The following is a 10,253-nucleotide window of genomic DNA, read 5'->3' as shown; positions in this document are numbered from 1 at the left end:
CGGGCAGCCCCCCCCCTCGGGGCCCTGCGCCCCCCCCCCCCGGGGGGGCGCCGAGCAGCGGCCCGCGCCCCCGGCGCCCCCCGGGGGCACAGGGGGGGCCCCGGCCGACCCGGGGCCGGCCTGGGCGGCGCGGGCGGCCCCGGGGGTCCCGGCCCGGGCCCCCCCCCGGTGCCCCCCCCGCCCCCGCCGTGCCCGCCGTGCCCGCCGTGGCGGCGAGCCGGCTCTCGCCGGGGAACCGGTCGGGCAGTTGCTCGCCCAGCAGCCGGGCCGCCAGCAGCGCGGCCCGCTCCGAGGCGTCACCCTTCGCGAGCCGTAACGCTGCCAGCAGCAGGGCCAGTTGGCGCATGGCCGCCGGAGCCAGCCGGGGGCCGAGCTCGTCCCATTCGGCGGCCGCGGCGGCGAGCCGCGCATAGGGATCGGTCATCCCGGCAGGATCGCACCGTGCGTGTACGGCCTACAAGGCGGGCATCGGACAGTTGTGCGTACCCGGGGTGGTCGCGGCCTGCGCGCTCCGGCGCGGCTGCCGCGACCGGCTCCCGGAGGGCGGCCACCGCCCGGGCGGCCTCGCACTCCGGGAGCCGGTCCGCCGATGCCGTTCACGCCCGGCGGCGGCGGTTCAGGCCGGGGCGTCGAGGTCGGTCAGCAGGGCGGCGATGTCCAGGCCGGTGCCGAGGTAGGCGGCGAAGAGGTCGTTGTTCAGGGCCCAGGGCGAGCGCCGGCGGCGGATCAGGTCGATGGCCTCGTCGGGGTCGTGGCCCGCGTCGATGAGGGTCTGGGCGACGACCAGCCCGGACCGGTTGTAGCCGGAGTGGCAGCGCACCAGGGTGGTGAGGCCGCCGTCCATGGCGTGCTTGACCGTACGCGCGAGGCGCTGCACGGTCCGGATCTGAGCGGCCGTCAGTGGGGCGTCGGGGATCTCGCCGATGACGTGCTCGGTGTCGTAGTCCGGCCCGTGCCCGTCGGCGGTGAACAGGCTGATCACCACGTCGAACTCGGAGCCGACCACGGCCGGCTGGAGTGCGCCCGAGGCGTCGGTCCAGTAGTGGCCGCCCATCCAGAGCCCCGGGGCGATCTCACTCCACGGGGTCTGCGGGCCGGGTATGTTGCGGTCCTGCTGGCGGGTCTTCTTCATGCGTCCCTCTCACCGGTCCGTCCCCCGGGCCACCATGCTAGGGGGGCGACGAGGTGCACAGGGAGTGAACGCGCGCTCTGCTGGCAGGAATTGATCTACCGCCGGCTGTCGCGCTCACCCGGGAAGGCCAGTGCCCGGAACGGTTCGCGCAGTGCGGGCGTACGGGTGAGCAGGGCGGCCCAGCGGCGCTCGCGCGGGGCGATCCACAGGGCGGGGCCGGCCGCGTCGGCGTGGTACCAGAGGTCGTGGCGGTGCTCGTGGCGTGCGACGGGCTGCCACACCAGCCCGCGGGCCGGGGCGAGTTCCCCGGTGCGGATGCGCAGCGAGTCGGTGATCCACGGGCGGGGCACGGGCCGGCCGGCGGGTTCGCACAGGTGGTGCAGGAAACGGCCGAGATCGTCGAGGGTGGAGCGCAGGACGGGATCGGGTCCGTCGGTCGGGCGGGTGCGGGTCATGCCGAGGGGCCGCCAGACGTGCTCGGCGGCGAAGGCGTGGACCGGTCGGCCGGTGAGGTGTTCGACGAGGTCGCCGAGGACCGCGTCGGGCCGCTCGGCGCCGCCGGTGCGGGTGAGCAGCTGGTGGGCGGTGGTCCCGGCGGGCGGGTGGTGGCGGTCCCAGTAGGCGGAGAGCGGGGTGTGCAGCCTCAGGGCGCCGTCGGCGACGAGGTGGCCGACGGCGGGCCAGACGGCGAGGACGGCGGCGAGCCCGGGGACGTCGAAGGGGGTGTCCTGGCGGATCGCGCCTACGGCGCCGGCGTCCCCGGTACCGTGGGCATCGCCGACGGCCCAGGCCGCGTCCGCGGACAGCAGGAGGCCGGCGAGGCGGTCGGTCTGCGTGGTCATGATGGACGGGACGTTAGCCGGGCCGGGGCGGCCGGCCGGGGACGCGGCCGCCGCGGGGGTGCGCGGCCACCCGAATGCCGTGCCGGGCGGGTGCACAGGAGGCGCGTATGGCGGGCGGGTGCGACGGGGTCATGGATGCGGTGCTGGAGCTCTCCGACGACGGGGCCGAGCTGCTCGCGCTGGACGGGGACCTGTCGGCGGCGGCGGTCGCGGCCGCCCTGGAGCTGATCGCGGACCACAACGACGAGGAGGGCCGGGGCGGGGACGTGGTGCGCCGGCTGCTCGCCGCCGACGGCCTGCTGGCGCCCGGCGGGGTCCGGCTGCGCGATCCGGGCACCGGGGCCGTGATCCCGCCGTCGTGCTGCTTCGGGCTGGAGAGCTGGCGCGAGTGGGCGGCGCTGGCCCGGCGGGAGGAGCCGGCGTGGCTGGGGCACGGCCCGGTTCCCGTGCTGGAGTTCGGCCGGCGGCTGGTCCGGATCTCGGACGGCCGTGCGGTCGTCACCCTGCGCGTGGACCGGGTGCCGGACCTGCTGTACGAGGTCCAGACGCAGCTGATCGGCTTCCTGGCCCGGGTGGAGGAGTGGGGAGGCTCGCGGCTCGCGCAGGTCCTGGACCGGGAGTTCCATGTGACCCGCGGGGCCTGAGGTGCGGCGGGGGCGGGGCCGCCCGGTCCGGGTGCCCCGCCCCCTCACACCGCGTGCCGGTGGTGCGTCAGCTGCGGTCGGGGCGTTCCGTCACCCGCAGGGTGTTCAGCAGCGGCTTGCCGTAGCCGCTGTGCGTCACGAAGCGGAGGTTGAGGACCCCGTCGGTGACCGTGACCGTGTAACTGCGGGTCAGGGCCGTATAGGTGCCGGCCTCCAGGGCGATGTCGAGCGAGGGCAGGATCTCCTTGCCCTCGGCCAGGACGTCGAAGACCCGCTTGTTCGGCCGGGTGGCGGAGAGTTCCGCGAAGCCGAGCTCGACCGTGTAGGTGCCGTTGGGCACGTTGTCGAAGCGGTACTCGTACATGCCCTCGCGGGCGGTGCGCAGCAGCCGCTGCTCGTCCGTGCCGGCGATGGTGCGCCCGGTCGACCTCACCGACGAGGTCCCCTGGTAGCCGAAGGAGCCGGCGGTGTACTTGCGGTCCGGGGACCATCCGTCACCGAGGGCGTCGGTGCTCGGGTAGGCGGCGCCGGCGTCGAGTGCGGCCTGGTAGCGGGGCACGACGATCGTGACCGGTACGGTGCGCACCGGGGCGCGGCCGCTCGCCGAGGTGATCTTGAGGTCGGCGGTGAGGACCGTGCCCGGCTGGAGCCCGGCCGACTGCACGGTCAGGCCGAGCGAGGCCTTGCCGCCGGTGGGCAGGTCGCCGCCCGCCGGGGTGACGGACAGCCAGGGTGCGTCCTCGGTCACCGTGAACGCCGTGCCCAGGCCGGGGTTGGTGAGGTCGAGGGTGCGGCTGCGCAGTTGCTCGGGCGGCAGGACGACCTCCACCGCCGGGGCGGCGGGGGTGACCTTGCCGGTCCGCAGGGACCGGGTGACGGAGGTGACGTCGGCCGCCTTGACCTCCACGGCGACCTCGGCCCCTTCGTACGACGGGGCGGTGAGGGCGACCGTCCGCGCCCCGGCGGGGCTCTGGACGACGTATCCGCCGTCCGCCGCCGTGGTGGTGGTGACCGCCGTGTCGCCGCTGCCGACCGTCACGGTCGCGCCGGCCACGCCGCCTCCGTCGTTGGCGTCCAGCACCCGGCCGGTGACGACCCCGCTCCTGGTGGTGCGGAAGGCGAGGGAGAGGCCGTCGGTGATCACCGGGGTGTTGTAGGAGTACGCGAAGGCGTCGGTGCCGGTGGCGTTCTCGACGCCCACGGTGGCGCTGGAGCCGCCCCTGATGCCGCTGCCGCCGGTGTTCTTGTAGTGGTAGGAGACGGTGCCGTCCTCGCCGAGCACCGCCGAGAAGGAGAACTTCTCGCTCTGCGCGGACCAGTGGGCCACCTCGCGCCACTCGATCACGAAGGCGCGGTGCGGGGCGGCGCCGGTCACGGCGGTCAGGACGCCCGAGCCGCTGCCGGCCGCGCCGACCACGAGGTCGTCCCAGAAGGGGTAGAGGGCCGCGTTGGGGGTGGCCGCGCTCGGCAGGTTGCCGTTGATGTCGCCGGTGTGGGCGCCGCCGAAGCTGACGGTGCCGTTGGTGCCGATCCAGGCCTGCGCGTACGTCGTGCCGTACAGCGGGACGGGGAAGGGCAGGTCGACCCGCTCGGTGGTGTTGTCCCCGGTCAGCGCCAGCCTGCGGTCGCCCGCGACGTACGGACGGTCGCCCGCGCCCGTGCAGGCGTAGCCGTAGCCGTCGGTGCGCTCGGGCAGGGTGACGGCCACGGTGGTGTCGCCGGCGACGGTCGCCTGGCTGCTGCCCGCGGTGACGCAGCGGGAGGAGTGGGTGGCGTCCACCCGGTAGGTGCCGTGGGGCAGGGTGACCTCGAAGCGGCCGGCGGCGTCGGCGGTCGCCGTGACGGGGGTGTCGGCGACCGTGACGACCGCGCCCGCAGCCGGGCCGGCGGCCATGGACACCGTGCCGGTGAGCTTGCCGGAGGGCGCCTGGGTGAGGGCGAAGTCGGCGGTGGCGGTGGCGCCTTCGGTGACGGCGGCCTGCGCGGACTCCTGGCCGTAGCCGAACTTGGCCGCGGTCAGGGCGTAGTCGCCGACCGAGAGGGCCGCGAAGCGGTACGTGCCGTCGGCGCCGGTGGTGGCCGTGCGGTCGATCGGGCCGTCGGCGGTCACCTTGGCGCCCGCGACGGGCTGCCCGCCGGAGCGGACGGTGCCGGTCAGGGAGCCGACGGGCCCGCGCGGTGCGGCCTGGACCGCGGCCAGCGCGTCGAGGCGGCCCTCGCCGAAGACGTTGTTGTCGGCGGCGGTGCCGCCGCAGCTGGTGTTGTCGGTGTCCTGGGCGGTGCCGTCCAGGAGCGCCTCCGTCTGGGCCACGTCGCCTTCGAGGGAGGGCGCGGCGGACCACATCAGGGCCACGGTGGCGGCGGTGTGCGGCGAGGCCATGGAGGTGCCGGAGAAGGCGCCGTAGCCGCCGCCCCGGATCGAGGAGCGGACGTTCACGCCGGGGGCGGCGATGTTGGGCTTGACCACGCCGTCGGGGCCCGCGCCGCGCGAGGAGAACGAGGCGATGGCGTTGTTGATGTCGAACGCCCCGGAGCTGTAGGAGGCGGCGTAGTCGCCGGGCGAGCCGCTGGTGGCGCAGCCCGGGCCGGAGTTGCCGTTGGAGAACGCCGGGAAGATGCCGGCGGCCCGCCAGGCGTCGACGATCTGCCGGTACCAGTCGTCGTGCACCGAGCTGCCCCAGGAGTTGTTCACGATGTGCGGGGCGAGGTCGGGGCGCGGGTTCTGGCCGGCCTGGTCGGTGGGGGCGACGATCCACTGGCCGGCGGCGAGCAGGGAGGCCTCGGAGCAGGAGCTGCTCTCGCAGCCCTTGGCGGCGATCCACCGGGCCCCGGGCGCCACGCCGATCTTGTTGGCGCCGCCGTCGTCGCCGACCATCGTGCCCATGGTGTGGGTGCCGTGGTCGTTGTTGTCGCAGGGCCCCGCGCCCGGGCAGACGCCGGCGGGGTCGAACCAGTTGTAGGCGTGGCTGTAGGACCCGTCGGCGTTCCTGCCGCGGTACTGGCCGGCGACGGCGGGGTGGGTGTGGTCCACGCCGCTGTCGATGTTGGCGACGACGATCCCCTCGCCGCGCACGCCGAGCTGCTCCCACACCTGCGGCGCCTTGATCCGGTCGATGTTCCACTCGACGGCGTCCGCGGCGGGCTCGCGCCGGCCCTCGGCGGGCGTGGGGAGGGTGACCTTGTCGTCGGCGTCGATCCGGGCGACCTCGGGGCGCTCGGCCAGCGTGCCGGCGAGCTTGCCGCTGCCGACGACGCGGACGGCGTTGACGATCCAGTACGAGGTGTACTCGGCCCCGGCACCGTCCAGGGCCTTGCGCAGCTCCGCCTGGGTGCGGTTCGCGTGGTCCTTCTTGGCCCGGAGGACCGCCTCGGCCTTGCCCGCGCGGCTCTGCTGCCGTGCGGCGGAGGTGAGGTCGGCTGCGCTGTCGAGGTAGACCCAGAAGACGGCCTTGCCCTTGCCGTCGTCGAACTGGGCGCGGAGCTCGGGTTCGATCTTCCGCTCGGCGGCGGGGCCGGGGCGCGGGCCGGGTTCCGGCGCCGCGGCGGCGACGCCCGCGCCGAGCGGGAGGAGCAGGAGGGAGGTGAGGGCGGCGAGCGCCGCGCGTAACGGTCTGGTCCCTTGTGCCACGTGGTGTCCCCTCGTACGACGTGTGCAGGTTGTGCAGGAAGGAAGTGCGTGACGTGCGCGCGTCATGGTGATTCCGTCGCCATGTCCCGGACAAGAAGGCGTTCCACGCCGCCGACTGGCTCTTTCCGGCCAGGACCGCGAGCCTGTAGGGGTGGAGAAGGGTGGGCCGGGGGCGCCGGCCTCCGGCGGGGCACAGGTCCGGCTCGCGAGCGCGCGGGGCCGGTGGATCCTGGTCACGACGGTGCTGGGCTCGACCATGGCCCTGCTGGACTCGACGGTCGTCAATGTGGCGCTGCCCAGGATCGGCCAGGACCTCGACGCCGACCTCGCCGTCCTGCAGTGGACCGTCAACGCGTACGCGCTGACGCTCGCCGGGCTGATCCTGGTCGGCGGGGCGCTGGGCGACCGCTACGGACGTCGGCGCGTCTTCGTGCTGGGCGTGGTCTGGTTCGCGGCCGCCTCACTGCTGTGCGGCCTGGCCCCGAACGAGGGCGTGCTGATCGCCGCCCGGGCCCTGCAAGGGGTCGGCGGGGCCCTGCTCACCCCGGGCTCGCTCGCGCTGATCCAGGGTTCGCTGCACGAGGAGGACCGGGCGCGGGCGGTCGGGCTGTGGTCGGGGCTGGGCGGGGTGGGCGCCGCGGTGGGGCCGTTCGTCGGCGGCTGGCTGGTGGACGGTCCGGGCTGGCGCTGGGTGTTCCTGCTGAACGTGCCGGTGGCCGCGGTGTGCGTGCCCATCGCCCTGCGGCACGTGCCGGAGTCGAGGGATCCGCAGGCGCGCGGGCGGTTCGACGTGGCCGGGGCGGCGCTGGGGGCTGCCTCGCTCGGCCTGGTGACGTACGCGCTGATCGAGGCGCGGACCGCGACCTGGTGGGTGGTGGGCGCGGCGGTGGCGGGGGTGCTGCTGGGTGTCGCCTTCGTCGCCCTGGAGCGGCGGCGGGCCGAACCGATGATCCCGCCCGCGATCTTCCACTCCCGGCAGTTCACCGCCGTCAACCTGGTGACCTTGTGCGTCTACGCCGCGTTCGGCGGGTTCTTCTTCCTCTCCGTGGTCCAGCTCCAGGTGGTCACCGGCTACTCGGCCCTGCAGGCCGGCGCCGCACTGCTGCCGACCACCGCCCTGATGCTGCTGTTCTCGGCCCGGGCCGGGGAACTGGGCGAGCGGATCGGGCCGCGCGTACCGCTGACCGTGGGGCCGCTGCTGTGCGCGGCCGGCATGCTGCTGATGATCAGGGCCGGGCCCGGGGCCTCGTACGTCCAGGACGTGCTGCCCGCGCTGGTGGTGCTGGGGCTGGGCATGACGACGCTGGTGGCCCCGCTGACCTCGACCGTGCTGGCCTCGGTGGACCCGGGGCGGGCGGGGCTGGCGAGCGGGATCAACAACGCGGCGGCGCGGGCGGCCGGACTGCTGGCGGTGGCGGCGCTGCCGCTGCTCGCCGGGATGGGGCCGGACGCCTATCTGTCGGCGGACCAGTTCGACGAGGCCTTCGCCGTGGCCATGTGGTGGTGCGCGGGGCTGCTGGTGCTGGGCGCGGCCCTGGCCTGGGCGACCATCCGCACGCCCGCGCCTGACGCGCTCCACCCGCAGTGCCACACGCAGTGCCCGGTCGGCTCGCCGCCGCTGGAGCCCGGGGAACCGGAGCACCGGCCCGGCCCGTGACGGCCTGCGCCGCTCGCGGCCGTCCTCGTGGCGGGCAGGGCCGTCGCCGCGGGATCACTGGTTGCTGGCCCCCAGGACGAAGAGCAGGTAGACGAAGAAGGCGAACAGGTGGCCGACGAAGAGGTAGGCGACCAGGCGGATCACCAGTCCCCGCGGGAACTTGGACTCGATGCGCCGCCGGACGGGGCTCTGCGGTTCCGGCGCGGCGTCGGAGGAGTGCGACACGGTTTCTCCCTGGTGTCGGAGGGTCGGCAGTGTTGGCGGTGTCTGACGGTCGGCTCAGTGGCGGGTGCCGCTGCCGGGGCCGCCGCCGAGGCACAGCCCGGCGAGGCTGCTCTGCAGCAGCGTGTGGACGAACAAGAGGTCGGCCCCGGAGCCGGTGGCGGCGCCGATGCGGTGCGGGGTGAGCGAGTCGAAGTGGGCGCTGTCCCCCGGCTCCAGCAGGTACTCGGCCTCGCCGAGGTTCAGCCGCAGCCGGCCCTTCAGCACGTGGAGCCACTCCTCACCGGGGTGGACGCGCACCAGCTCGGCGGGGCCGGGGCTGAACGGCACGTGCACCCGCAGCGCCTGCATGCCGCGGCCGGAACCGCCGGCCTGCCAGTACGTCCACCCGTCCGCCTCGCGGGCACCGGGGCCGCCGGCCCGTACGACGGGTTCGGCGGCGGCCGGGGTCTCGCCGAGCAGCTCGGAGACCGTCGTGCCGTAGGTGCGGGCGAGTCCGAGCAGCAGCGGCAGCGAGGGCTGGCGCTGCCCGGTCTCCAGGCGGGACAGGTGGGCGGGCGAGAGCCGGGCCCGCGCGGCGGCGGCCTCCAGCGTCAGCCCGGCCCGTCGGCGCAGGGCCCGCAGCTGCGGGGCCACGGCGGGCAGCTCGTCGGGGGCGTCGTCGTAGGCGGTACGGTCGTCGGGGACGTCGCCCGCGTCGGCGGGACCGGGGGCAGAACCGGTGTTCATGCCCCGATTGAGCCAGAGCTTTACCTCATGGGCAAACCGTCTTGCCTCTGAGGCAAAACCTCTCAGCCGGGCCGCCTGGCGCCCAGGACCGTCTCGACCGTGTCGGCCTCCGCCGCCGACTTGTCCGGGCGGTGGCGCAGTACGCGGGCGAAGCGCAGGGCCACGCCCGCCGGGTAGCGCGGGGAGCGCTGGAGGCCGTCGTAGGCGATCTCCACCACCAGCTCGGGGCGGACCCGGACGGTGAAGCCGTCGTCCTCCGTCGCCAGGGCGCGCAGGCGCTGCGTCTGCCAGGCCAGCATCTCGTCGGTGAGCCTCTTGAAGGTCTTGCCGAGCATCGCGAAGGTCCCGTCCGCCGCCCGCGCGCCCAGGTGGAGGTTGGACAGGAAGCCGGTGCGCCGCCCGTGCCCCCACTCCGCCGCCAGCACCACCAGGTCCAGGGTGTGCACGGGCTTGACCTTGAGCCACTGCCGTCCGCGCCGGCCCGCCGCGTACGGCGAGTCCAGCGCCTTGACCATCACTCCCTCGTGGCCGCGCCGCAGCGCCTCGGCCCGGAACTCCTCGGCGGCCGCGGCCTGGGCCCCGGGGTCCTCCACGGCGAGCCGGCGGACCCGGTGGGCCTCGGGGACCAGCCGGGCGAGCACCGCGTACCGCTCGCGGGCCGGCAGGTCCAGCAGCACCTCGCCGTCGGCGGCCAGGACGTCGAAGAAGTACGGCGTGAGCGGCAGCGTCCGCAGGGCGGCTGACACGTCCAGCCGGGAGCCCACCCGGCTCGCCACCTCCTGGAAGGGCACGGGCCGCCCGTCCGGGCCCAGGCCGATGACCTCGCCGTCCAGGACGAACCGGTCCCCCGGCAGGGCCTGGGCCAGCTCCGCGACCTCCGGCAGCCGGCCGGTGATCTCGTCCAGCGAGCGGGTGTACACGCCCACCTCGGCCCCGTCCCGGTGCACCTGCACCCGGATCCCGTCCAGCTTCTCCTCCAGGCTGGACGGGCCGAGTGCGGCCAGCGCCTCGGCCAGCGACCCGGCGGTGTTCGCCAGCATCGGCTGCACGGGCCGGCCGACCCGGAGCGTGAACTGCCGCAAGGCGTCCGGCCCTTCGGCCAGCACCTCCCCCGCCACCCGCGGCAGCGAGCCGTCGAGCATCACCGCCCGGCGCAGGTCGGCGGCCGGCACCCCGGCCGCGGCCGCCACGCCGTCCAGGGCCACCGCGTCGAGGGCGCCCTGGCGCACCTCCCCGGACAGCAGGCTGCGCAGGAACCGCTGTTCGTCCTCGGTCGCCGCGCCGAGCAGACCCTCCAGGATCCGCCGCCGCTCCGCCTGCGCCCCGGGGCCGGCGACCGCCGCCAGCGCGCCGACGGCCGCGTCGACGTCCGCGACGGTCAGGCCGGGCTCCTGGGCCG

At 75.5% G+C, this 10,253-nt stretch carries 8 protein-coding genes and 1 pseudogene; 2 read left to right on the top strand and 7 right to left on the bottom strand.

Features of this window, described 5'->3' with window-relative positions; genetic code table 11:
* The 3 genes and pseudogenes from GPJ59_RS27670 to GPJ59_RS27660 form a co-directional block, all read right to left on the bottom strand.
* Positions 1-424: pseudogene (locus GPJ59_RS27670) on the bottom strand (hypothetical protein); the annotation flags it as partial.
* Between the two features lie 192 nt (positions 425-616).
* Complete coding sequence (locus GPJ59_RS27665) at positions 617-1,132, bottom strand: protein-tyrosine phosphatase family protein (protein ID WP_219670423.1); 516 nt, start codon at positions 1,130-1,132, stop codon at positions 617-619.
* 95 nt (positions 1,133-1,227) lie between these two features.
* Positions 1,228-1,974: a serine hydrolase gene (locus GPJ59_RS27660; protein WP_219670422.1), complete on the bottom strand. Its 747-nt coding sequence runs from the start codon at positions 1,972-1,974 to the stop codon at positions 1,228-1,230.
* 107 nt (positions 1,975-2,081) lie between these two features.
* Between GPJ59_RS27660 and GPJ59_RS27655 the strand changes: the two genes are divergently transcribed.
* Positions 2,082-2,618: a hypothetical protein gene (locus tag GPJ59_RS27655; RefSeq protein WP_219670421.1), complete on the top strand. Its 537-nt coding sequence runs from the start codon at positions 2,082-2,084 to the stop codon at positions 2,616-2,618.
* Positions 2,619-2,685: 67 nt separating this feature from the next.
* Here the strand turns inward: GPJ59_RS27655 and GPJ59_RS27650 are convergent, their stop codons facing one another.
* Positions 2,686-6,246, bottom strand: a complete 3,561-nt coding sequence (locus GPJ59_RS27650; RefSeq protein ID WP_308120520.1) for a S8 family serine peptidase — start codon at positions 6,244-6,246, stop codon at positions 2,686-2,688.
* A gap of 151 nt (positions 6,247-6,397) precedes the next feature.
* On the opposite strand from GPJ59_RS27650, the gene GPJ59_RS27645 reads away from it, so the two are divergent.
* Complete coding sequence (locus GPJ59_RS27645) at positions 6,398-7,903, top strand: MFS transporter (RefSeq protein WP_308120519.1); 1,506 nt, start codon at positions 6,398-6,400, stop codon at positions 7,901-7,903.
* Positions 7,904-7,957: 54 nt separating this feature from the next.
* Here GPJ59_RS27645 and GPJ59_RS27640 read toward each other — a convergent pair whose 3' ends face one another.
* The 3 genes from GPJ59_RS27640 to GPJ59_RS27630 all read right to left on the bottom strand — a co-directional run.
* A complete protein-coding gene (locus GPJ59_RS27640; protein WP_219670418.1) occupies positions 7,958-8,128 on the bottom strand; it encodes a DUF6126 family protein in 171 nt (56 codons plus the stop codon).
* Positions 8,129-8,182: 54 nt separating this feature from the next.
* A complete protein-coding gene (locus GPJ59_RS27635; RefSeq protein WP_258025008.1) occupies positions 8,183-8,854 on the bottom strand; it encodes a helix-turn-helix domain-containing protein in 672 nt (223 codons plus the stop codon).
* A 62-nt stretch (positions 8,855-8,916) separates the two neighbouring features.
* Positions 8,917-10,253: ATP-dependent DNA ligase (locus tag GPJ59_RS27630; protein WP_219670417.1), on the bottom strand; the 1,337-nt coding region annotated here is incomplete at its 5' end.

The organism is Streptomyces bambusae, from assembly GCF_019400985.1.
Classification (GTDB): Bacteria; Actinomycetota; Actinomycetes; order Streptomycetales; family Streptomycetaceae; genus Streptomyces; species Streptomyces bambusae_A.
This window is presented reverse-complemented; position numbering and strand designations above follow the sequence as displayed.

What these genes read in the sequence shown, in the direction of transcription:
- GPJ59_RS27660 (WP_219670422.1), bottom strand. Translation starts at nt 1,974, where the DNA reads ATGACCACGCAGACCGACCGCCTCGCCGGCCTCCTGCTGTCCGCGGAC.
- GPJ59_RS27665 (WP_219670423.1), bottom strand. Translation starts at nt 1,132, where the DNA reads ATGAAGAAGACCCGCCAGCAGGACCGCAACATACCCGGCCCGCAGACC.
- GPJ59_RS27635 (WP_258025008.1), bottom strand. Translation starts at nt 8,854, where the DNA reads ATGAACACCGGTTCTGCCCCCGGTCCCGCCGACGCGGGCGACGTCCCC.
- GPJ59_RS27655 (WP_219670421.1), top strand. Translation starts at nt 2,082, where the DNA reads ATGGCGGGCGGGTGCGACGGGGTCATGGATGCGGTGCTGGAGCTCTCC.